15 protein-coding genes are annotated in these 21,440 nt (G+C 68.8%); 10 read left to right on the top strand and 5 right to left on the bottom strand.

Annotated features, from left to right (window positions below; genetic code table 11):
• Nucleotides 1-29: 29 nt before the first annotated feature.
• The 4 genes from D9V37_RS07180 (at nt 30) to D9V37_RS07165 (ending at nt 5,443) form a co-directional block, all read left to right on the top strand.
• A complete protein-coding gene (locus tag D9V37_RS07180) occupies nt 30-716 on the top strand; it encodes a class I SAM-dependent methyltransferase (protein ID WP_121805456.1) in 687 nt (228 codons plus the stop codon).
• 168 nt (nt 717-884) lie between these two features.
• On the top strand, nt 885-2,756 hold the full coding sequence (locus tag D9V37_RS07175; protein ID WP_147455887.1) for a hypothetical protein: 1,872 nt from the start codon (nt 885-887) through the stop codon (nt 2,754-2,756).
• Between the two features lie 33 nt (nt 2,757-2,789).
• Nucleotides 2,790-3,800, top strand: coding sequence for a class I SAM-dependent methyltransferase (locus tag D9V37_RS07170; RefSeq protein WP_147455886.1), 1,011 nt, complete (start codon nt 2,790-2,792; stop codon nt 3,798-3,800).
• On the top strand, nt 3,800-5,443 hold the full coding sequence (locus D9V37_RS07165) for a glycosyltransferase family 2 protein (RefSeq protein ID WP_121805453.1): 1,644 nt from the start codon (nt 3,800-3,802) through the stop codon (nt 5,441-5,443). Before D9V37_RS07170 ends, D9V37_RS07165 begins: the two co-directional genes overlap by 1 nt.
• A gap of 9 nt (nt 5,444-5,452) precedes the next feature.
• On the opposite strand, the gene D9V37_RS07160 is transcribed toward D9V37_RS07165, so the two are convergent.
• The gene (locus D9V37_RS07160) at nt 5,453-6,544 is read right to left on the bottom strand and encodes a calcium:proton antiporter (protein ID WP_121805452.1); all 1,092 of its coding nucleotides are present in this window, start codon (nt 6,542-6,544) and stop codon (nt 5,453-5,455) included.
• A 78-nt stretch (nt 6,545-6,622) separates the two neighbouring features.
• Nucleotides 6,623-9,457 carry a phosphoenolpyruvate carboxylase gene (ppc, locus tag D9V37_RS07155; RefSeq protein ID WP_232524796.1) on the bottom strand — a complete coding sequence of 945 codons (2,835 nt, stop codon included), beginning with the start codon at nt 9,455-9,457 and terminating at the stop codon, nt 6,623-6,625.
• Nucleotides 9,458-9,495: 38 nt separating this feature from the next.
• Here ppc and D9V37_RS07150 point away from each other — a divergent pair, with 38 nt between their 5' ends.
• Nucleotides 9,496-11,424 carry a TIGR03960 family B12-binding radical SAM protein gene (locus D9V37_RS07150; protein ID WP_121805451.1) on the top strand — a complete coding sequence of 643 codons (1,929 nt, stop codon included), beginning with the start codon at nt 9,496-9,498 and terminating at the stop codon, nt 11,422-11,424.
• On the opposite strand, the gene D9V37_RS07145 is transcribed toward D9V37_RS07150, so the two are convergent.
• Together D9V37_RS07145 and D9V37_RS07140 are read right to left on the bottom strand one after the other, a co-directional pair.
• Entirely contained in the window at nt 11,411-12,592 is a 1,182-nt protein-coding gene (locus tag D9V37_RS07145; RefSeq protein ID WP_147455885.1) for a hypothetical protein, read from the bottom strand. The two genes, D9V37_RS07150 and D9V37_RS07145, sit on opposite strands and share 14 nt — an antisense overlap.
• Nucleotides 12,593-12,693: 101 nt before the next feature.
• A complete protein-coding gene (locus D9V37_RS07140) occupies nt 12,694-13,899 on the bottom strand; it encodes a CynX/NimT family MFS transporter (protein WP_232524795.1) in 1,206 nt (401 codons plus the stop codon).
• A gap of 44 nt (nt 13,900-13,943) precedes the next feature.
• Here D9V37_RS07140 and D9V37_RS07135 point away from each other — a divergent pair, with 44 nt between their 5' ends.
• The gene (locus D9V37_RS07135) at nt 13,944-15,125 is read left to right on the top strand and encodes a winged helix DNA-binding domain-containing protein (RefSeq protein WP_121805449.1); all 1,182 of its coding nucleotides are present in this window, start codon (nt 13,944-13,946) and stop codon (nt 15,123-15,125) included.
• A 62-nt stretch (nt 15,126-15,187) separates the two neighbouring features.
• Here D9V37_RS07135 and D9V37_RS07130 read toward each other — a convergent pair whose 3' ends face one another.
• Nucleotides 15,188-16,282: a class I SAM-dependent methyltransferase gene (locus D9V37_RS07130; protein WP_121805448.1), complete on the bottom strand. Its 1,095-nt coding sequence runs from the start codon at nt 16,280-16,282 to the stop codon at nt 15,188-15,190.
• A gap of 764 nt (nt 16,283-17,046) precedes the next feature.
• Between D9V37_RS07130 and D9V37_RS07125 the strand changes: the two genes are divergently transcribed.
• The 4 genes from D9V37_RS07125 to D9V37_RS07110 all read left to right on the top strand — a co-directional run bounded on the left by D9V37_RS07125 (nt 17,047) and on the right by D9V37_RS07110 (nt 21,435).
• The gene (locus tag D9V37_RS07125) at nt 17,047-18,297 is read left to right on the top strand and encodes a hypothetical protein (protein WP_147455884.1); all 1,251 of its coding nucleotides are present in this window, start codon (nt 17,047-17,049) and stop codon (nt 18,295-18,297) included.
• A gap of 119 nt (nt 18,298-18,416) precedes the next feature.
• On the top strand, nt 18,417-19,622 hold the full coding sequence (locus D9V37_RS07120; protein WP_121805446.1) for a nucleotide sugar dehydrogenase: 1,206 nt from the start codon (nt 18,417-18,419) through the stop codon (nt 19,620-19,622).
• Nucleotides 19,619-20,401: a glycosyltransferase gene (locus D9V37_RS07115; protein ID WP_121805445.1), complete on the top strand. Its 783-nt coding sequence runs from the start codon at nt 19,619-19,621 to the stop codon at nt 20,399-20,401. The genes D9V37_RS07120 and D9V37_RS07115 overlap by 4 nt, the downstream gene beginning before the upstream one ends.
• Nucleotides 20,398-21,435 (top strand): NAD-dependent epimerase/dehydratase family protein, encoded by a 1,038-nt coding sequence (locus D9V37_RS07110; protein ID WP_121805444.1) that lies wholly within the window; start codon nt 20,398-20,400, stop codon nt 21,433-21,435. Before D9V37_RS07115 ends, D9V37_RS07110 begins: the two co-directional genes overlap by 4 nt.
• Nucleotides 21,436-21,440: the final 5 nt, after the last annotated feature.

Here is a 21,440-nt window from a genome sequence, read left to right as displayed (position 1 = left end):
TCAGACATCACGACGCCTAGGTTGGCCATATGAGGCTGCCGTGGCGACGACGTCGGACCAATCCCCTGGAGACCTGGTTTCGCCGCCACGAGGGGCGTCTGGTCCACAAGTGGATTCACTACTTCGAGATCTACGATCGACACTTTTCCAGGTTCCGTGGTCAGGACGTGACCATTGTCGAGTTCGGCGTGAGTCACGGCGGCTCGCTACAGATGTGGCGCGACTACTTCGGTCCTCGGGCGCGCATCTACGGCATCGACATCGATCCGCGGTGCGAGGCTTTCGGCGACGACGCCGGCACAACCGTCTTCATCGGTGACCAGGCCGACAAGACGTTCCTGAAGGACATCGCAGCGAAGATCGGCCCGGTCGACGTCCTCATAGAGGACGGCGGGCACCGACCCGAGCAGCAGATCGCCACCTTCCAGGTGTTCTACCCTCGCGTCCGTGCGGGAGGCGTCTTCTTGATCGAGGACCTCCATACCAGCTACTGGCCGGGCTACGACGGAGGTCTCCATCGTCCCGGCACCTTCATGGAGTTCGCAAAGGGCAAGACCGACCAGCTGAACGCGTGGCACTCCCAGCAAGACGACTTCGCGGTCTCGCGGTTCACCCGTACGACGCGGTCGATGCATTTCTACGACAGCATCGTGGTCTTCGAGAAGGGCAAGGTGGCGCCACCGCACCACGAGATGGTCGGTACAGCCCATTGGTAGACGGTTGGTGGCGGGCTAAAGGAACGGTCGTTGTTCTTGAGCGTCGCGACTGGCCGGGAATAGGCGACCGTAGGCCAGGCTCGACGTATGTTGATGGGGCTTCTGGGTCCTTAGCACCTTGCCCGGGTTGGCTCAGGCGCGGTGGGCTCGGGCGCGGTGGGCTCGGAGATGGTCGAGCTCAACAGCGATGCCGGTCGCCCAGGTAGAGGAGACGTTGGTGATGCGATGTTGCTGATCGCGCTGGCTCTTGCTCTGGGGTCGATCGGCGTGCTCGGTGGCGCCTCTGTGGTACTCACTCGGCGTTGGTGGTTCGACGCACCCGTTCTCGCCGGTACCTACGGCCTGCTGGGCGTCGGGCTCATTGCGCAGCTTGAGTGGGTCCTCTTCTGGATCGGGCCGCTATTGGGCATCGCCTGCTCCTTCGTGGTCACGACCGCCGCCATCGGCGTCGTGGTACGAGCGCGAGTGTGGCGTGCATGGCGGAGCTGGGCGCCAACGGCGCTGCTCGCCGTCGGCATCGTGGGTGCGAGCCTCGGACTGGCGCTCATGTACGGCGGCGCGTCACAGCCCTTCGTCACCGTCGCCGCCCGGTTTCGCTACGAGCCGCCTGACAATGTGCTGCAGCACCTCTTCGAGGACGCGCTGTGGCGAGGCGTGAACACGACCGGGTTCTTCGAACTGTGGAACGGCAGTGACCGCCCTCCGCTCCAGTCCGGTCTCTTGCTGCTCGATCGCTCGCTCGCGCTGCTGATCGGCGTGCCGCGCTCGGCGCAGGTCTACGCGCCGCACGTGCTGGCCGTCGCTTTCGCGACGAGCGTCGTCGCGCAACTTCTCGTCTGTGTAACGCTGACGGCGCTACTCCGCGTCATCGGCTTCTCGCGGCGGTCGGCTCATCTCACGTTGCTGTTCTGCGGCGTGACGCCTGTTTTCTTCCGCAACATCATCTATACCTGGCCGAAACTGATGTGTGCGGGCTTTGCGTTGGGGTGTGTGACCCTGCTGCTTCACGTGCTCATCCACCAACGTCGATTCGATTCCTCGCGATTCGTGGCGGCGGCAGTGCTGGCCGTCCTGGCGTACCTCGGCCACGGTGCGGTCGCCTTTTCCGCACCGATGTTCCTCTTGATCGGAATACTCACGCTTCGCCTGGCCGCCCGTCGCGAGCGGGTGGCGGCAGTTGCGGCGGCGTTGCTGGCGAGCGCGGCGGTCTATCTGCCATGGCAGCTCTACGGGACCTATCGCGACCCGTTCAGTGGACGCCTCATGAAGTTGTATTTCGCCGGCATCCGGCAACCGACGAACGAGGGTCTGCTTCACGCGATGGTGCGCCGCTACGACCAGCAGTCGGTCGGCGAAATCGTGGGGGCCCGGTGGCACAACCTCGGACACGTGCTGAACCTCGATCCCAGCGGCCACCTCGCCATCGGGGCTCAATGGGTGAGGAGCGTGCGCGATCAGGACTTCTACGACACGTCCTGGGCGTTGGGGTGGGGCTCGATACTAAGCGTGGGGCTGGTGATCCATCTGCTACGGAAGCGAACTACATGGTGGACACTTGCGTGGTCGCCGACCCGGGGGCCCCACGCATCGGCGGTCACTGTCCTTCTCCACTCGAGCCTTGCGTCGGTGGCGTTCTGGATAGTCACCCTCTACTCGGGCAGGGACGCGATCGTCCACCAAGGCAGCTATGTCTGGATCGTGATCCTGTTGGCGGTGCCCTTCGCGTGGTACAGCGAGCGGATAACCGGCCTGGGTGAGACCCTGATCGCGCTCTCGCTGGTCTACGTAGCCGTCTGCTACAGCGAGCGAGGCCCGACCGGCACGACGCCGCTGAACGCGTCGGGACTGACGATGATCTACCTCGGCGCCATGGTCGTGATCGGTTCGTTCGCGCTCCTGCGGCGAACAGAGTCCGTTACCCGACACGTACTGCAGGGGCCGGTCTACGAACAACCGGAGCCGAGCGCTGTCGCAGTGGCCTCCAACGATGGGGACGAGCATCGGCATGCCGAGGCGGCAGGGGCACGTCGTCTCGGGTAACGTGCCAGCAGCTGACCCCTTGACGACGGAGATTTGCTTCAGGCCATGTCGATACCCGAAGCCGCGACGCCGGAGACCACCTCCTCCGACTACTCAGCCCGCTACTACCTGCATTACGACCCCGTCGGTGGTGAGTACGCATGGGAGACTGAGCACTGGCGAAACTTCTTCCTCGGCGTCGCGGACCGTATCGTCGGTGCACTGGCTCCGACCACGGCGCTTGACGTGGGCTGTGCCAGGGGGATCCTGGTCCAGGCGCTGGTCGCGCGCGGCGTCGACGCTCGAGGCTTCGACATCTCCGAGGACGCGATCTCCGGCGCTCATCCGGACGTGCGCGACCGGCTTCGTGTCGGTTCGGCCACCGAGCCGATCGAGGGTCGCTACGACGTCGTGACCTGCTGTGAAGTCCTCGAGCACATGGAGCCGCGCGACGCGCAGAAGGCGATCGACGCGATGTGCGCGGCGACCGACACGGTCTTGTTCAGCTCCTGCCCCAACGACTACGAAGAATCGACGCACGTCAACACCAACCCCACCGCGCAATGGGCGGCCTGGTTCGCGGAGCGCGGCTTCTTCCGACGGGTGGACGTCGACTCCACGTTCCTAGCGCCCTGGGCGATCGTCTTCCAAAGGGCGGAGCTGGCTCCGCGAGCGCTGGTCGAACGCTACGAAGCGCGCATGGAGCCGATGCGTAACGAGGTGATCGAGAAGCGGCGCGCGCTGCTCGACCTGCAACGTCGTTACGACGAGGTCGAGGGCCCGGCCGATGAGGCATCGGAGTACGACACCATCCGAGCCGAGGTGGAGATCGACGACGACGCGCTGCTGGCCCGCCATGCCGCGCTCAGTGCGCGCGATCACGTCATCGGGCTCGAGGCCTCGCAGGTGCGGTTGCAGCGTGAGCTCGAAGCAGCCAGGAAGCGCAACCGCGACCTGCGAGATGCGCTGGACGACAAGGAGGACGAGCTCGAGAAGCTGCACGCCTCGAAGGCCTGGCGGGTGGGCCGCGCGGTAACGTACCCGACCCGGCGAGGCCGCGACTGATGACCGAGCCGCAGCGTCCGATGTTCTCGATCATCACACCGGTCTTCGACCCTCCGGTCGAGGCACTCCGCGAGACGATCCAATCGGTACGTGATCAGCGGTTCGAGAATTGGGAGCTCATCCTGGTCGACGACTGCTCGACCGACCCGGCCATCTTGCCGACGCTGCGCGAGGCGGCGGCGGCGGATTCTCGCATCCGCGTGATCGCACGCGAGACCAACGGACACATCTCGGTGGCATCGAACGACGGCATCGATGCTGCGCGCGGTGAGTTCATCGCTCTGCTCGATCACGACGACCTGCTCACCCCCCGCGCGCTGCGCGCGAATGCCTACGCGATCGCGGCCGAGGAGGACGTCGACTACCTCTACTCCGACGAAGAGATCACCTTCCCCGACGGCGAAATCATCGTCTTCAAGAAACCGGACTGGTCGCCAGAGAGGCTGCGCGCGCAGAACTACTGCAATCACCTGTCCGTCTACCGGACCACCCTGTTGCGGGAGGTTGGCGGTTTCCGGGAGGGCTTCGAGGGGGCCCAAGACCACGATCTCGTTCTCCGCGTGTCCGAGCGAGCCCGCCGCATCGTGCACATCTCGAAAGTGCTGTACCGCTGGCGGGCGGTCCCCGGGTCGACGGTGGGAGACGAGGAGGCGAAGCCCTACGCCTTCAGCGCGGGTCAGCGGGCGGTGCAGGAACACCTGGACCGAGTCGGCATCGAGGGACGCGTCGAGTTCCACGGTCCGGGGATCTATCGCATCGAGCGCACGCTGCCGGCCGAGCGGCGGGTCAGCATCATCGTGCCCACCATCGGCTCAACGGCGATGGTCTGGGGACGACCTACCGTCATGGTGCTCAACGCGTTGAGGACGGCGCTCGAGCACACCGAGCATCCAAACGTCGAGGTCGTGGTGGTCGCCGACGAGCCAACTCCACCGAAGGTCCTGCAGGAGATCCGCGCGATTGTGGGCGACCGACTGGTCCTGGTGTACTTCCGTGAAAAATTCAACTACAGCCGCAAAGTCAATTTCGGTGTGCTGCGAGCGACCGGCGACCGCATCGTCATCCTCAACGACGACACGGAGGTAGTGAGTGATCGCTGGCTGGAGACCCTGCTCGCCCCGCTGGAGGAGGAGTCGGTCGGCATGACCGGTGCGAAGCTGTCCTACAGCAGTGGCACTCTCCAGCATGCGGGCCTCGCGTGGAGTCGTGGCTATTACATCCACCCGTTCCGTGAGTGGGAGAGAGACGACTACGGCCCCTTTGGGATTCTCGGCATTAATCGTGAGGTGAGCGGCGTCACCGGTGCTTGTGTCGGTATCCGCCGCGAGACTTTCTTGGAGGTCGGGGGTCTCTCGGAGGAGTTGTGGAACAGTTTCAACGACGTCGACTTCAGCTACAAGATCGAGTTCCTCGGTTATCGGACCGTCTTCGTTGCCACCTGCGAGTTGTTCCACTTCGAGACGATGACGCGTAAAGGTGCGGTCGCCGATTGGGAGTATCGAGCGATCCGTCGTCGGTGGGGGCGACCCACGAACGACCGCTTCACACCGGATTTTCCAGAACTGCCTCCCACTGGTCAGGAACGCAGGGCTCGTGAGTCACGCGACAAGCGACGACGGGTTCGTCTCGAGAGTGCGCCATAGCCCCCGACATCAGGGCTGGATCGACAAGAACAGGAACGCAGCCAGCAGTACCAGGTGCACGCCGCCCTGCAACCGCGTCGCGCGTCCTGGCACGACGGTGAGCGTGGCCACGACCACCGAGAGCACCAGCAGCACGATCTGAGTGGCGCCCAACCCCAGGTGGAGCGGGGTGTCGAGCCAGATGGTGGCCACCGCCAGGGAGGGGATGGTCAGCCCAATGCTGGCCATCGCCGAGCCGAGCGCCAGGTTGAGGCTGATCTGCACCCGGTCGCGGCGGGCGGCGTTGGCGGCGGCGATCGTCTCCGGGGCCAATACCAGCAGCGCGATGACGACGCCGACGAAGGCCTGCGGGAAGCCGAGCTCGCGCACGCCGGACTCGATCGCCGGCGACTCGACCTTCGCCAGACCGACGACGGTGACCAGCGAGACCAGCAGCAGCCCCAGGCTGATCAGCGTCTCGCGGGTGCTCGGCGGGTCGGCGTGCTCCTCCTGGCGGGGCCGGCCGTCGTCGTCGACGGGCAGGAAGAAGTCGCGGTGGCGGACGGTCTGGGTCACCACGAACAGCCCGTAGAGCACTAGCGAGGCGATTGCGGCGAAAGCCAGCTGCGCGCCGGAGTACTGCGGTCCGCTGCGGGTGGTGGTGAAGGTGGGGAAGACCAGGCACAGCGCCGCCAGCGTGCCGACGGTGGCCAGGGCGGCCCCCGTGCCCTCGGGGTTGAAGATCGCGGTGTGGTGCCGCATCGCGGTCAGCAGCAGCGAGAGGCCGAGGATGCCGTTGGTCGTGATCATCACAGCCGCGAAGACGGTGTCGCGCGCGAGCGTGGTGGAGTCGTCGCCGCCGCTGACCATGAGCGTCACGATCAGCCCGACCTCGATGATCGTCACGGCGACGGCGAGCACCAGCGACCCGAACGGCTCGCCCACGCGGTGCGCCACCACCTCGGCGTGATGCACGGCGCTGAGCACCGCCGCGCCCAGCGCCAGGGCCGGCAGCACCAGCACCGGTCCGGTGGGGTGGGTCACCAGCGAGACCACCAGGACGGCGAGTGCCACCGGCGGGACGATCGCGTTGAGGCGGGTACTGGTCGCCGTGCCTGCCATGGCTAGAACCTATCGACCCGGTGGCGGCCCCGGGTCGCTCCCCGGTCCGACGTACCACTGCCCCCGAGCAGACCAGTCTCAGCCCGTGTTCCGTAGCCCGGCGGAGATGCCGTTGATGGTGAGCAGCAGGGCCCGCTGCAGGTCCGGGTCGGGCTCCTCGCCGTCGGGCACGGCGCGGGTGCGGGCCAGCAGCGAGACCTGGAGAGCGTGCAGCGGCGCGAGGTAGTGGTCGCGCAGCTCGAGGGTGCGGCGCAGCACGGGGGCGGACTCCAGAAGCTCGGCTTGCCCGGTCACCGCCAGCACCTCGCTCACCGTGCGGGCGTGCTCCTTGCGGATCGAGTCGAACAGGTGCGTCGCGGCGCCGGGCACGAGCGCCTCCACGTAGCGGGCGGCGATGTCGAGGTCGGTCTTGGCCAGCGTCATCGAGACGTTGGAGACGAAGGTGCGGAAGAACGCCCACGAGCCGTACATCTCGGCCAGCGTCTCGCCGCGGCCCGCCTCGCGCGCGGCAGCCAGCCCCGAGCCGACGCCGTACCAGCCGGGCAGGATGATCCGCGACTGCGTCCAGCCGAACACCCAGGGGATCGCCCGCAGGTCGTCCAGGCCGCCCGCGCCACCCGGGCGCTTGGAGGGCCGGGAGCCGATGTTGAGCTTGCCGAGCTCGTCGACCGGCGTCGCGCCGGAGAAGAAGGGCACCAGCTCGGGATCGCGCACGAGGGTGCGGTAGACCTCCTGGCCGCGGCCGGCGACCAGGTCCATCGTGGAGTTCCAGCCCTCGAGCACGTCGGGCGGCAGCAGCGAGGTGCGGTGCAGCAGCGATGCCTCGAGCACGGCGGCCAGGGCGGTCTCCAGGTTCTGCCGGCCCAGCGTGGGCAGCGTGTACTTGTCGGAGATGACCTCGCCCTGCTCGGTGATCTTGATCGGTCCGTCGAGGCTGCCGTAGGGCTGCGACATGATCGCCTCGCCGGTCGGGCCGCCCCCGCGTCCCACCGAGCCGCCGCGGCCGTGGAAGAGCCGCAGCACCACGCCGAACTCGCGGGCGATGTCGCGCAGCGCCCGCTGCGCGCGGTGGATCTGCCACTGCGAGGCGGCGATGCCGGCGTCCTTGGAGGAGTCGGAGTAGCCGAGCATGATCTCCTGCACGTCGCCGCGCGCGGCCACGACGCGGCGGTAGCCGGGGTCCTCCAGCAGGGTGCGCAGCAGCGGTCCGGCCAGCTCCAGCTCGGCCACCGTCTCGAACAGCGGCGCGAACCCGAGCCGGGCCGTGGTCGCGGCGGCGTCGCGCCCGATCTCCACCAGCCCCGCCTCGCGGGCCAGCAGCACCACGGCGAGCAGATCGTCGACGTCGTGGGTCATGGAGACGATGTAGGTCTCCACCACGTCGGGGCCGTAGGTGTCCAGGGCGGTGCGGATCGAGGCCATCAGGTCCAGCGACGCCGTGGCCGCCGGTCCGGGGTCGACGCCCGCACCGACCAGGGGACGCCGGCCGCGCAGCTCGGCCGACAGCAGCTCCTTGCGCTCCTCGCGGTCCAGCTCCTCGTACGGCGTGGACAGCTCGCCGAGCCGGTCGAAGAGCTCGGCCAGCGCCGCGTGGTGCTTCCCGCTGTGCTCGCGGACGTCCATCGTGGCAAGGCCCGCGCCCATCGCGACGGCGGTGCGGATCGCGCGCAGGATAGCGCCGTCGCCGGTGAGCCGGTCGCCGTCGGCGAGCATCGAGTCACGCACGAGCACCAGGTCGTCGATGAGCTCGGGGAGTCCCAGGTAGTCGCGGCCCGGCTCGTGCGCGGTGCCGGCGGCCAGCCGGTCGCGCGTGCGCTGCAGCCGGACGCGGATGAAGCTGAGCTTGAGCCGGTAGGGCTCCTCGGCGTTGAGTCGGCGCACCGACTCCCAGGTGACCGGCAGCGCAGCGGCGTCCTGCTGCAGGCTGCTCATGAGCTCCTCGCTCACCGCGACGATCCGCGAGGACGTCGTCAGCTCGCGCAGCAGGTCCTCGACCTGCGCGATGAGCGTGCGCAGCCCGAAGTCGTGCTGCAGCTCGAGCACCTGCAGCGTCATCTCGGGCGTGACGTTCGGGTTGCCGTCGCGGTCGCCACCGGCCCAGGTGCCGAACCGCAGCGGCCGCGCCGTGGCGGGCAGCTCGACGTCGATGCCGGCGAGCACGCGGTCGAGCTCGGCCAGCAGGCCCGGCACGACGTCCTCGGCCAGCGACTGCAGGTAGTAGATCGCCGTGCGCGCCTCGTCGCTGGGGTCGGGCTTGGCGATCCGGATCTCGTCGGTCTGCCAGAGCTGGTCGACCAGCTCGGCGAGCCGTCGCTCGGCCAGCGGCCGCTCCTGGGCCGGCCGGCTGGCGTCGGCCAGGGCAGTGGTCTGGTCGGCCACCTTGCGCAGCAGCTCCAGCACCGAACGACGGCTGGCCTCGGTGGGGTGGGCGGTGAAGACCGGGCGGTACTCCAGGCGCGCGAGCACGTCGGCGACCAGGTCGGCGTCGATGTCGCCACCGGCCAGTGCGGCGCCGATCCGCTCGACGGCGACCGCCAGCGGCCCCGCCTCTCCGGTCGCGAGCTCGGCGTAGCGGTGCTGCTGCTCGGTGACGTTGACCAGCTGGAAGTACGCCGTGAAGGCCCGGGCCAGCACCACCGCGGTGGCCGGGTCGACCTCGGCCAGCAGCGCGTGCAGGTCCTCGTCCTCGGGCTCGCGCGCCAGCCCGCGCACCCGCTCGACCAGCTCGAGCAGGTCGGCCCCCTCGTGCCGCGTGAGCGCCTCGCCCAGCAGCCGGCCCAGCAGCCGCACCGATGCGCGCAGCGCCGCGTGGTGGGCGTCGGAGGAGACGCCGCCGGCGAACTGGGCGACGTCGGGCTCGCGCCGGTCCGCCTCGATCATCTGCTCGGTCGTCTGGTCGCTGTGTCGGGGCACGGGGGGAACCTATCCGCAGAACATTTAGCCTGGGTGACATGGCGACACGCACCGTCTTCCCCGACCTGGAGCCGCTGCTTCCGCTCGTCCAGAAGCCGATCCAGTACGTCGGCGGCGAGCTGAACGCCTCGCTGAAGGACTGGGGCGAGGACGACCGCACTGTCCGCTGGACGCTGATGTACCCGGACGCCTATGAGGTGGGCCTGCCCAACCAGGGGGTGCAGATCCTCTACGAGGTGCTCAACGAGCGCGAGGACACTCTCGCCGAGCGCACCTACGCCGTATGGCCCGACCTCGAGGCGCTGATGCGCGAGCATGGGATTCCCCAGTTCACGCTGGAGAACCATCGGCCGGTGCGCGACTTCGACCTGCTGGGCGTCTCCTTCAGCACCGAGCTGGGCTACACCAACCTGCTCAACGCCCTCGATCTGGCCGGCATCCCGCTCCACGCCCGCGACCGCGGCGACGCCGACCCGGTGGTGCTGGCCGGCGGCCACGCGGCGTTCAACCCCGAGCCGATCGCGGACTTCGTCGACGCCGCCGTGCTCGGCGACGGCGAGGAGGTCGTGCTCGCCATCACCGAGGTGGTGCGCGAGTGGAAGGGCGTGGGCCGCCCGGGTGGCCGCGAGGAGCTGCTGCGACGCCTCGCGGTGAGTGGCGGCGTCTACGTGCCGGGCTTCTACGACGTGACCTACGCCGGCGACGGCGCCATCGCGAGCGTCGCCCCGAACCGGCCCGGCATCCCGCACCGCGTGGCCAAGCACACGCTGATGGACCTGGACTCCTGGCCCTACCCGGCCAAGCCGCTGGTGCCGTTGGCCGAGACGGTGCACGAGCGGTTCAGCGTCGAGATCTTCCGCGGCTGCACCCGCGGCTGTCGGTTCTGCCAGGCCGGCATGATCACGCGGCCGGTGCGCGAGCGTTCGATCACCACCATCGGCGACATGGTCGAGAACGGGGTGCGGGCCAGCGGGTTCGAGGAGGTCGGGCTCCTCTCGCTCTCCTCGGCCGACCACTCCGAGATCGCCGACGTCACCCGCGGCCTGGCCGACCGCTACGAGGGCTCGAACGTCTCGCTCTCGTTGCCGTCCACGCGGGTCGACGCCTTCAACATCGACCTGGCCAACGAGCTCTCGCGCAACGGCCGACGCTCGGGCCTGACCTTCGCTCCCGAGGGCGGCTCGGAGCGGATGCGCAAGGTCATCAACAAGATGGTCACCGAGGACGACCTGATCGACACCGTGGCCGCGGCGTTCGGCAACGGCTGGCGCCAGGTGAAGCTCTACTTCATGTGCGGGCTGCCGACCGAGACCGACGAGGACGTCCTGCAGATCGCCGACCTGGCCCGCCGGGTCATCGCCAAGGGCCGCGAGGTCTCGGGGCACAACGACGTCCGCTGCACGGTCTCGATCGGCGGCTTCGTGCCCAAGCCGCACACGCCGTTCCAGTGGGCCCCACAGCTCGACGTCGAGACCACCGATGAGCGGCTGCGCAAGCTGCGCGAGGAGGTGCGCTCCGACAAGCGCTACGGCCGCGCCATCGGATTCCGCTATCACGACGGGCAGCCCGGCATCGTCGAAGGACTGCTCTCGCGCGGCGACCGTCGCGTCGGCGCCGTCATCGAGCGGGTGTGGCGCGAGGGCGGCCGCTTCGACGGCTGGAGCGAGCACTTCTCCTACGAGCGCTGGATGGCCGCCTGCGCCGAGCTGCCCCAGCCGGTGGACCTGGCCTGGTACACCACCCGCGAGCGCGGCTACGCCGAGGTGCTGCCCTGGGACCACCTGGACTCCGGGCTGGACAAGGACTGGCTCTGGCAGGACTGGGAGGACGCGCTGGACCCCGACTCGGTCGACGTCGAGGACTGCCGCTGGACCCCCTGCTACGACTGCGGCGTCTGCCCGGAGATGGGCACCGACATCCAGGTCGGGCCCACCGGCCAGCAGCTGCTGCCGCTCAGCGTCGTCTAGCCCGGAGACGAGCGCGCCGAGCCGCCTCGACGGCCAGCCGGCGCAGCCGGTGCGACGGGCGCCGCTGCAGGGCCTCGGTCGCCTCCTGGAGCTCGCGACGGGTGCGCCGGATCTGCACCCGGGTGGTGCGCAGCTGCTGGCGGGCCTGCCGGAGCAGGCCGCGCGTGTTGCGCAGCCGGCTGCGGGCGTCGTCGCGCTCCGCGACCGCGTGCTCGAGCTGGGCCGCCAGCGTCACGCGCTCGGCCTCGCTCAGGGCCTTTCGGGCAGCGAACTCGGTGCGCAGCTCCTCGGTGGCGGCCGCGTGCTCGTGCTGGGCCGCGGACAGCAGGGGTGCGCCGGCGTCGAACGCCGCGCGGATCTCATCGATGCGGGCCAGTGCCTCGGCGTCGTAGCCGTCCACCGCCAGGCGGTCGAAGGCGGCGAGCAGGTCATTCAGCCACTCCTGGGCGAGGCCGGCCTGGCCCGGGCGACGCTGGTGGTGTCGCTGGTCCGCGGCGATGACGGCCTCGATGCAGTCGGCCCGGCTCGTCACTGCCGCGGGGGCCAGGAGCGCCGTCTGCTCGACGAGGCGGCTCGCGGTCTCGACCGGTGCGTCCAGCAGCTCGTCGAACCGGCAGAACGCGCGCGGGAGCCCGCGGGTGTTCAGCTCGGCGTCGAGCAGGTAGCGCAACCAGAGCGCCGTGGCGTGCGAGCGCGTCATGCCGTCGCGTGCCGCGAGCGAGCCCGCCACCTCCCACGCGTCGCGATAGGGGAGGAGCGCCACCGTCCTGCGACCGTGCAGGTCGAGCGCGGGCACCACGAACGGCAGGACCCTCGCCAGCCGCGGATCCTTGATGACGATGTGCGGCGCAGGGCCGAACTCGGCGTCGATGACCCGGGCCACCTCGCGCACCAGCTCGGGATGGGCCCGAACCTTGGCCGCCGGGTCCTGGAGCGGTTCGATGTCGGCCCAACCCAACCCGAACGTCTGCAGGATGCGCTCGTCGAGCTCGACCAGGTCGCTCGGCTCGAAGAAGCCCAACGGGTTGTCTTCCGCAGCGGGCAGCATCGACTGCGGCAGCGCGACGTCCAAGATGCTGACCAGCCTCGTCAGCGCCGACGTGCCGCTGCGGTGCATGCCGACCACCAGCACCGCCACCGGACTGTCGTCCACAGCGACGTTCGACACGAATCCCCCTCCTGGTCCCGACGGTGCAGGATCAGGACGCTAGGGCCGTCACCTGGTCGTCTAGTCAGGTTGGGCTGAGGGAGGGCTGTGAGATTAGCGGTCTACGTCAGCTGGTCCTCGACGAACACCGGCTTGGCGACTCCCAGGGTGGCCAGGAGCATCGGCGCCACGACGACCGCGAGACCCAGGATGGGCACGGTCCATCCGCCGCTCAGGTCGTGCAGCAGCCCGAACCCGAAGGGGCCGAGCGCGGCGATCAGGTAGCCGACCGACTGGCTGAACCCGGAGAGCGCGGCCGTGCCGGCGGGGGTCCGCGCCCGCAGCCCGATGAGGGTGAGCACCAGCGGGAAGGTGCAGGTGGCGACGCCGATGACGACCGCCCACAGCCAGCCCAGCGCGTGCGGCGCCAGGATCAGTCCGACGAATCCGACCGGGTAGCACAGGACGAGCACCCAGACGATGAGCGTGACGTCGCCCAGCCGCCCCGCCAGGGCCGGAATGAACGACGACAGCGGGATGCTGGTGCCGGTGATCACGCCCAGGAGCAGGCCCGCCGTGCTCGGCGAGAAGCCCGCGTCGCGGTAGACCTCGGCGAACCAGCCGAAGATCGAGTACGCCAGCAACGACTGCAGCCCGAAGGCGAGCGCCAGCAGTACCCCGACCCGGGTGCGGGCGACCTGGGCGAGCCCGATGCGCTCGCCCGCCGACGTCTCCACCTCGCTGGTGGAGTCGTGCCGCGACAGGGCCAGCCAGGGCACCAGCGCGACCAGGGCGAACACCGACCAGGCCGCCAGCCCGTCGCGCCAGGTGCCAGTGGCCTGCGAGATCGGCACAGTCAGCACCGAGGCGGCGGTCAGGCCCACCGCGAGCGAGGTGGAGTACACCGCCGTCATCTGGCCGACGCGACGCGGGAAGTGGAGCTTGACCAGGGAGGGCAGCACGACGTTGGCGGTGGCCATGCCGGCCAGCGCGAGCAACGAGAGGGCGAGGAAGGACGCCACGTCGTGCACCCGGCTGCGGCCGAATAGCCCGACGACGACACCGACCAGCGCGACGGTGGCGAGGCGGTGCGGTCCGACCCAGCCGGCCAGGCGCGGCGCCAGCGCGCCGAACATCGCGAACGCGATCACCGGCAGGGAGGTGAGCACCCCGGCCTCGGTGTCGCTCATGCCCAGGCCGTCGCGGATCTCGCCCAGCACCGGGCCGACGCTCACGGCGGTCGGCCGCAGGTTCAACGCCAGCAACACGATGCCGGCCAGCACCAGGACCTTCGCGGCCCGGCCCTCGCGCAGGCTCGTTCCGGTCACTTGCTCGATTGTGGCATCCGGCACGCGCGGCGCAGGATCGGGGGATGCGCACCGTCAGCGACGCCGAGCGGCGCGCCCGACTGGGGCGGCGCCACGCCCTGGCGGCGCCCGAAGCCGACGCCGAATCGGCCACCCGTGCGGTCGTCTGCCTGCACGGGACCGAGCCGGCGAGCGTCTACCTCTCGGTGGCCGCGCGGACGCCGTCGTCGATGACCGACGTCGAGCATGCGCTCTACGAGGACCGCAGCATCGTGCGCAACCTGGCCATGCGACGCACCGTCTTCGGCTTCCCCCGCGATCTGCTGCCGGCGGCCTACGGCAGCGCGGGCGCACGGGTGGCCGGGATCCAGTACCGCCGGCTGCTGGCCGAGGCGGCGCAGGCCGGCGTCGCCGACCCCGAGGCGTGGGCCGTCACCCAGACCGACGCGCTCCTCGCGCTGCTGGCCGAGCGTGGTCCGATGCCGCTGGCGGCGGTGCGCCGTGAGCTGCCCGAGCTGGGCCGGACAGTGACCCGGTCGGCAGGCAAGTCGTACGAGGCCCAGACCTCGCTCGCACGGGCGCTCCTGGTCGTCCTCGACGCCCGGGGCGTGCTTACCCGTGGGCGCAACACCGCCGGCTGGAAGACGTCGCGCCCGGCGTGGGTCCCGGTCGGCGACTGGGTCGGCGCACCGGTCGAGCCGCTCGCCGAGCAGGAGGGCTACGCCGAGCTGGTCTCGCGCTGGCTTCTGCGGTTCGGCCCCGGCACCGAGGACGACGTCGTCTGGTGGCTCGGCGCCACCAAGGCGGCGGTGCGCCGAGCCCTGGCCGACGTCGGCGCGGTCGCGGTCGCGCTGGAGGACGGGACGCCGGCCTGGCTGCACCCCGACGACACCGACGAGGTCGACGCGCCTGAGGCGTGGGCGGCCCTGCTGCCCTCGCTGGACCCGACGACCATGGGGTGGAAGGGGCGCGGCTTCTACCTCGGCGAGCACGCCGAGCACATCTTCGACCGCAACGGCAACGGCGGCCCCACCGCCTGGTGGAACGGTCGCATCGTCGGCGGCTGGACGCAGGACGACGACGGTCGCGTGGTGGTCGTGCCAGTCGACGGCTGGCCCCGGGGTGCGAAGCGTGTTCTGGAGGACCGGGCGGAGGAACTCACGGCCTGGCTAGGTGGCGACGTAGTCAGGTCGATCTACCAGTCGCCGTTGATTCGCTCCTACGCCGCCGGCGGCTCGCCGACGTGATCAACCGAACGGCGATCCCCAGTCGTCGGAAATGTGTCTGCGTGTGCCAGCTGGAGGCGGCGTCACGATGGCCGCCGGGTCAGAGCGCGACGCAACGGCGACAGTGCCCGACGGCCGGCCTTGCTCAGCAGGTTCGGCTGCAGCCGACGTGACCGTGGCGAGGCATTGAGTCGGGTCTGAAGCCGCTCGATTCTTGCGCGCTGCCGCTCGATCCGCTGGCGCTGCCGATCGATGCGGTCGCCTTGCCGCTGCACCTTTTTTCGGAGTTGATCGACTTCTGCCGCGTCCTGTCTCCAAGCCATCCAGTCCGGCCGCGTCTCGGTCGAGCGGACCTCCTGCTCGGCTTCCCAAGCCGCCGCGTCCGCACCACGAGGAACGCGGCGCAGGCGGACAAGGAACTCTAGTTGGTTAGGAGCAGTCGGAAGGAACCGATCGACGTACCAGTGGGACAGACCGAGGTCACGAAGCTCGGACATCTGGGACAGGAACTGTTGTTCGGAGAAGACCCAGACGTGGCAGTCGGTGTACACCTGCGCCGCCTGTGCCACCTGGTCGTTGACGTAGGACGAGTCGTGGATGCGCGCCTCGAAGCCCGGTAGCGCGCCCGCCCACAGGTCGGTGGATGTAGCCGCCACTGCTTCTCGGTGGTGGTCGTAAACCGCCCGGACCGAGGGCACGACGTCTTGGTCCAGATGCGCCTGCAACATGGCGCCTACCGTCGTACTCGGCCGGTGCAGGTCGAAGGAGTAGCGCTTGTCCGGCACGGCGAGGACCACCGATCCGCCGTCGACCGTCAGCTCGGCAAGGTCGGCCAACCATCCGATCACGTCGGGCACGTGTTCGATGACGTGGGACGCAACGACCCAGTCGAAGGGACCGTGTGATCCGACCGCCTGCGCCATCGAGATGACCACGCCGTCGACCGTCATGGGAAAGTCGACGTCGACGATGTCGTCGACCGGAATCCCGACGTGCTCGCGGTAGGTCTCCACCAACGACTCGCGGTCGGCGATGTCGAGGTAGCGCACGTCGGCTTCTTCACGACGAACCAGCGGCCGGAAGAGGGGTCCCACCTCGATGCCCCGACCACTTCCGAAGTCGTGCAGGTCCCAAAACGACTGGGTCCGTGGGTCGCGTGGGTCGCGTAGGTCGCTCACGGCGTGCTCACCTCGTCAGTTGCCGGCTGCGGTGTCTCCTGCTGTCCGCGAAGGGTGTCACAGCTGCAGCTGGTCCTCGACGTATGCCGCCCGTGAGGAACCGAGCGTGGCGAACAGCAACGACACGTTGCCGGCTGCGAAAGCCAAGACCGGGAGGTTTGAGCCGCCGCTGACGCAGCTTCACCGCGACGAGGCCGACCGTGGCGAAGAGGTCACCGAGGGACTGAATGGAGTCGGAGACCGCTGCGGTTCTCGGGGGCGTCCGCGCGCAGCACGATGAGGGGCGCTGGCAGCAAGGTCCAGGCGGTCACGCCGACCAGGATCCCGGCCGGCGGCTGGACGCCGCCCGGTCGTCGTGATGCCCGCCGGCGGCCGGGCTCGCGCGGGACGCTCGAGGCGCAGGCCTCGGAGCCGACCGCCTGGCTCGGTGGCGGCCTCGTCCGCTGGATCCACCGATCACCGCTGGTGCACGGCTTCGATAGGGCCGACGTCTCCGCGCTCTCAGGTAACGTTCGGCCCCTGAACGGTGACGCCCGAGCCTGTGCTCGAGCCGGGGACGGTGAGGACCTCCAGCTCATGGTCGTGAACTCTCGGGTTTGCCTGGGTCCGAGCTTATGAGTAGCAGCCGGTTCCAGGAGCACTGGCAGCGAGGGGCGGCGCCTTGGAGTGGGCGCTCCCCGGTGGAACCAGGTGGCATCCCTCCCAGCTCGATGCTTGAGCTCCTCCGACCTGCCGACCCGATGCCGGCGCGACTCTGGGAGCTCGTGGCGGTATTCGTGCTGGGGTCTATTCTCGCCGCGTTGCGCATTCCTGTCCGGGCGTGGGAGTCGCCCTGGGCCGAGGACGCCTACGAGTTCCTGCATCGGGCGTCCACGCATCACGGCCCGTTGGGGGGTCTCGCCGAGCTGGTCCATCCGTACGCGGGCTACGCGGCCGCCTATCAGCGAGTGGTGGCCTGGCTCGTGACCTTCCTGCCTGTGCCCTCCCAGGGTGTCGCGATCTCGTTGTCCGGCGCTCTGACCCAAGCCGGTGTCGCGGTCCTGGCCTACGTCACGGTGAAGGCGATGGCCGGGTCGAGGGCCCCCGCGGCGTTCGTCGCGGCATGGGTCGTCGCTTTGCCGCTGGGTCAGGAGGTCGTCGACAACCTCGCCAACACGGCCTGGTTCCTCCTGTTCGGCTCAATACTCGTGGTGTTCTGGCGACCACGCGGTACGACGGGCGCCGTGACAGCAGCCCTCGTTCTTGCCTTTGCCGCGTTGAGCACGCCCTTCGGCGTCGGCTCGGTAGTGCTTGCGGCGCTGGTGTGGTGGGTTACCCGGGACGCCGAAATGAGGCCCATGGTGCTGGCCGGCATCGTGGCCGCGGCGACACAGGTCGTCGTGATGCTGACGGCTCCGGCGAGGACCATGGGCACTTATCCGAACCCGCCGCTCGAGCTGCTGCGCGGATGGCTGCGCCGCGTCGCGGGCGACGGGGTGCTCGGAGTCGGTCGGTACGACCCCGAGCAGCACGTGCACCCCGACGTCACCGTGGGGGTTCTCGTCGTCCTGGTGGCGGCACTCATGGCGGCGCTCGTGGCATGGTCCAAGGGAGTCGCTGCCGTGTCGCTGCCCGCCGTGCTCCTCGCGGGGTCGCTAGTCCTGTTCACGGTCACGCTGCTGCCGCTGAAGGTGACTACCGTCTTGGTTCCGGAGGCGAGCCGATACTTCGTCGTACCCGCTCTGATGTTCCTGACGGCGCTGGCGCTGCTGGTCAGCACGCTCCACCGGGCCCCGACCTTAAGCAGGCTGCTGCGATCCGGCGTGGCGCTGGCCGTAGCAGGTGCGTGCCTGTTCGGTGTGCTCTCGTCGTGGCACGCCAACGACATGGGGAGGTCCGCGCGGCCGACCTGGCAGTCGCAGGTCGCTGTCGCACGGGCGGATTGTGCCAACCACAGCGCGCGGCACCGCGAGGTCCTTGCCGTGTCACCTGTAGGGTGGCGCGCGGTCTTCAGCTGTCGCTACCTCACGCGATGACCTGGTCGAGCGCGTCGTGTCGATGTGCATTATCGATACGCGGTTCATAGACTCACGGCGATCAGGGGCCGGGGACGTCACGGCCCTGGTGCCTGTCGGCGATACGAACGGTGACGAGTGTGACGAGCGGACCTGAGCACGAACTCGATGTGGTTGTCGTCGGCGGATGCGGACATGTGGGACTGCCCCTTGCGATCGCCTTCGCGGATCGAGGACGCAGGGTCGGGATCTACGACATCAACGACCATGCCGTGAAGCAGGTCGGCGGTGGTCAGCTGCCTTTCCACGAGGAGGGGGCACAGGTCGTTCTCGACCGAGTACTCGAGCAGGGCTCGCTCGAGGTGAGCAGCGACCCCGCCATCATCTCGCGGGCCGAGCACGTCGTGGTGGTCATCGGCACCCCCGTCGATGAGCATCTGAACCCCAACCCGCACGCGGTCACGCGGTCACTGGCCGAGACCCTGCCCCAGTTCCACGACGGCCAGATGGTCGTTCTGCGCAGCACGCTGTACCCGGGCGTGACGGCAGGTGTGGAGCGGGTGTTCGCCGAGGCCGGACTCAGCGTGGACGTCGCGTTCTGCCCCGAGCGGATCGCCGAGGGCAAGGCCATGGTGGAGCTCTTCGCGCTGCCGCAGATCGTGTCGGGCCGGACCGCCGAGGTGCGCGAGCGTGCCGGGCGCCTGTTCCGCTCGCTGACCGACACCATCGTCGAGCTCGAGCCTGAAGAGGCGGAGCTGGCGAAGCTATTCACCAACACGTGGCGCTACATCAAGTTCGCCGCCGCCAACCAGTTCTATGTCATGGCCAACGACCACGGGCTCGACTTCGACCGCATCCGCACCGCCCTCGCCACCGACTACCCGCGAGCCGCGGACATGCCCGGAGCCGGCTTCGCCGCCGGCCCGTGCCTGTTCAAGGACACCATGCAGTTGGCGGCCTTCACCGACAACTCGTTCGTGCTAGGTCACTCGGCCATGCTGGTGAATGAGGGCCTGCCGCTATACATGGTGAGCCAGCTGGAAAAGAAGTATGACCTCGCTACCCTGCGGGTCGGCATCCTCGGCATGGCGTTCAAGGCCGAGAGCGACGACATCCGATCGAGCCTGTCCTACAAGCTGAAGCGGATCCTGGAGTTTCGCGCCAGGCAGGTGCTCACGGCGGATCCTTACGTCCGCGTGGACGACACCCTCTCGCCCACCGAGGCCGTGCTCGCGCAGTCCGACATCATCGTCATTGGAGCCCCGCACGCCGAATACCGCGACCTGCCCATCGAGGTCCCGGTCGTCGACGTCTGGAACCTACGGGGCGGGGGCAGCACGATATGACCCTCGGCGTCTCGGTCGTCATCCCCGCCTACAACGAGGGCGACAGCGTCGTCCCCGTCCTCGAGCGGCTCGGTGAGGCGGTGCAGCTGCCCTGCGAGATACTCGTGGTGGTGGACTTCGCTGAGGACACCACGATCCCGTATGTCGAGAAGATGGCCGCCGTCGACTCGCGTGTGCGGTGCGTCGTCAATACCTACGGACGGGGCCCGGCCAACGCCGTCCGGTTCGGCATCGACGTTGCTACCCACCCCGTCGTTGTGGTGACGATGGCTGATGGCAGCGACGACCCTCGTCAGATCGACGACCTAGCGCGGCTGGTCGAGCGTGGGGTCGTGGTGGCTGCGGCCTCGCGGTACAGCCCCGGCGGCCAGCAGGTCGGTGGACCGCTGCTCAAGGGTTTGATGTCTCGTACCGCCGGCCGATCGCTCGGCCTGGCCGGGCGGGTCGGAACCAAGGACGCCACTAACAGTTTCAAGGCCTACTCTCGTGCGTTCATCCAGGAAGTCGGTATCGACAGCCGCAGTGGTTTCGAGATCGGACTGGAGCTCACGGCCAAGGCTCGACGGCTGCGCCGACCCGTCGCCGAGCTGCCGACCATCTGGCTCGACCGGACGCTCGGTGAGTCGAACTTCGACCTGCAGGGCTGGATCCCCAAGTACCTGCGCTGGTACCGCTTCGCCTTCGGGCCCGCGCTGTCGCTGGACCAGGTGAAGCGCGAAGCTCGGCAGATCGCCGACCTCAACAATCGACCCCCCAAGGAACGGAAAGCACGAGTATGAGCGAAGAGAAGCAGCAGGTCCTGGTCTCCGGATCGGCCGGCTTCATCGGTGGCTACGTCGTCGAGGAGCTGCTCAAGCGCGGTTACTCCGTCGTGGGCATCGACAACTACTCCAAGTACGGGCCGGTCACGAAGTCCTACGACGACCACCCCGACTACCACTTCTACGAGGACGACGCTCGCGACGTGCAGCTGATGACCAAGCTGCTCGCCGACTGCGACCACTTCATCGCCGGCGCGGCGCTCATCGGGGGCATCTCCTACTTCCACGCCTACGCGTACGACCTGCTCGCCACCAACGAGCGGATCATGGCCGCCGAGTGCGACGCTGCTATCGAGGCGCACCGCAACGGCAAGCTGAAGAAGGTCACGTACCTGTCCAGCTCGATGGTCTTCGAGTCCACCGAGCACTGGCCCTCGAAAGAGGGTGACGAGCGCAAGATCCCGCCGCCGCTGTCCTCCTACGGCTTCCAGAAGCTCGCGGTGGAGTACTTCGCCAAGGCGGCCTGGGACCAGTACCAGCTGCCCTACACCATCGTGCGGCCGTTCAACTGCGTCGGCATCGGCGAAGGACGGGCCGTCGGCGACGTCGAGGTCTCCTCGGGCAACGTCAAGCTCGCGATGAGCCACGTCGTGCCCGATCTGGTGCAGAAGATCGTCAAGGGCCAAGACCCGCTGCACATCCTCGGCGAGGGCAACCAGATCCGCCACTACACCTACGGCGGCGACCTGGCTCGCGGCATCGTCGAGTGCATGAGCCAAGAGGCCGCGCACAACAACGACTTCAACATCTCCACCCCGGAGTCGACCAGTGTGCGTGAGCTGGCCGAGGTCATCTGGCGCAAGATCAAGGGGTCCGACGTGCCGCTCTCGATCGTCAGCGACCCGGCGTACGAGTACGACGTGCAAAGGCGCGTGCCCGATGTCGGGAAGGCCAAGGACGTGCTGGGGTTCGAGTGCTCGACCTCGCTCGACGAGATGCTCGACGAGGTGATCCCGTGGGTGACCCATGCTGTGACTGACGGTCGTCTCTGAACCGG

The sequence above is a fragment of the Nocardioides mangrovicus genome, from assembly GCF_003674065.1.
GTDB classification, from domain to species: Bacteria; Actinomycetota; Actinomycetes; order Propionibacteriales; family Nocardioidaceae; genus Marmoricola; species Marmoricola mangrovicus.
Note: the sequence above shows the minus strand (reverse complement) of the source record. Positions and strands in the feature narration are given on the sequence as shown.

Coding starts and splice junctions, on each gene's coding strand:
- D9V37_RS07180 (WP_121805456.1), top strand. CDS start 30: ATGAGGCTGCCGTGGCGACGACGTCGGACCAATCCCCTGGAGACCTGG.
- D9V37_RS07175 (WP_147455887.1), top strand. CDS start 885: ATGGTCGAGCTCAACAGCGATGCCGGTCGCCCAGGTAGAGGAGACGTT.
- D9V37_RS07165 (WP_121805453.1), top strand. CDS start 3,800: ATGACCGAGCCGCAGCGTCCGATGTTCTCGATCATCACACCGGTCTTC.
- D9V37_RS07160 (WP_121805452.1), bottom strand. CDS start 6,544: ATGGCAGGCACGGCGACCAGTACCCGCCTCAACGCGATCGTCCCGCCG.
- D9V37_RS07150 (WP_121805451.1), top strand. CDS start 9,496: ATGGCGACACGCACCGTCTTCCCCGACCTGGAGCCGCTGCTTCCGCTC.
- D9V37_RS07135 (WP_121805449.1), top strand. CDS start 13,944: ATGCGCACCGTCAGCGACGCCGAGCGGCGCGCCCGACTGGGGCGGCGC.
- D9V37_RS07115 (WP_121805445.1), top strand. CDS start 19,619: ATGACCCTCGGCGTCTCGGTCGTCATCCCCGCCTACAACGAGGGCGAC.
- D9V37_RS07110 (WP_121805444.1), top strand. CDS start 20,398: ATGAGCGAAGAGAAGCAGCAGGTCCTGGTCTCCGGATCGGCCGGCTTC.